General features: G+C 78.4%; 1 pseudogene. It reads right to left on the reverse strand.

What is annotated here, in order from left to right:
- A pseudogene (locus ACFV0G_RS39460) lies at nucleotides 1–1290 on the reverse strand (LuxR family transcriptional regulator); the annotation flags it as partial.

Below are 1290 nucleotides of genomic sequence, written 5' to 3' on the forward strand. Positions count from 1 at the left end.
GACGGCCTCGGCGGCCTCGGCGCCGCGGCCGGCCCGGCCGAGGTGGACGGCGTGCGCCAGCCGCTCGAACTGGCGGTTCCAGGCCAGTGCCGCGGCGTGGTCGGCGGCGCCGGCCGCGTGGTCGGCCGGGTCGGCCGTCCCGTCCATGGCGCGGAGCAGCAGCCGCAGCCCGAACCGGCCGTTGAGGTAGAAGACGGTCGGGTTCTGCTCCTCCCACCGCAGCGCACTGTCCAGCTCCCGGGCCGCCAGGTCGCGTTCCTCCTCCAGGAGGGCGCAGATCGCGCGGCAGTTGCCGTGCACGAGCGGGCGCTGCAGTGACTGCGCGCCATCGTCCCAGCGCTCGAACTCGGCCAGGTCGCGCTCCATTTCGGCCCGGCGGCCCTGGTGGGCGGCGGCCGCGGCGCGGGTGAGCAGCGCGAACTGGTGCTGGTCGACGTTGCGCCGGCGGGCGGTGGACTCCAGGCAGCGGCCGGTCAGTTCGCGGGCGGCGGGGTAGTCGCCGCGCAGCACGGCCTGCATGGCGAGGGTGGCCTCGGCGCTGGACACCAGGTCCGGCGCGGCCAGTTCGCGGGCGGCGCGGTGGGCCTGTTCCAGCCGGCTGGAGGACCCGTCGCGCATGAACGCGTTGACGCCGAGCCGCAGCAGCGCGTCGACCCGCCAGATCGGCAGCGCGTGCCGGGTGGCGATGGACAGGATCCGCTCCAGGCAGAGGTCGGCCCGGTCGAAGCCGTGACGGCGTTCCAGCACGGCGAGCAACTGCCAGGCCTGGCAGGCGATCACGGGCTGGCCGTGCTGTTCGGCGCGGCGGGCGGCCCGGCGGGCGAGCCGTTCGGCCTCGGCCGTCCGGTCGTCCGCGGCGGGGTCGCCGGTGGCGCCGCCCAGCACCAGGCGGGACTCGACCACGTCCAGCGCCGGAGTGTGGGCGGTGCCGTCGAAGCGCTGGAGCAGATCGCGGACGAGGGCCACCTGCGCGGCCGCGTCGGCGGTGCGGGCGGCCGAGACGGCGGCCCAGGCGAGCCGGGTGCGCAGGGCGGCGGCCCGGGCGTCGTCCAGGGCGCCGGGGCCGTCGGCGGGGAAGGTCTCGGTGAGGGCGAGCGCCCGGTCCAGCCGTCCGCTCTCCAACAGGGCGTAGACCAGGCTCTCCAGGACGTCGCGGGCCTGCGCGGAGGCGTCGGCGCGGTCGGGGCCGCGGGCGGGCGCCGGGCCTGGCGCCCCCGGCCGGCCCCGGCCGAGGGGGTCGGGGGTGGGCCGCGCGTGGGCGTGGGCCCGGTGCCGGACGGCCCCTCGCGT

This window comes from Kitasatospora sp. NPDC059571, assembly GCF_042735675.1.
Classification (GTDB): Bacteria; Actinomycetota; Actinomycetes; order Streptomycetales; family Streptomycetaceae; genus Kitasatospora.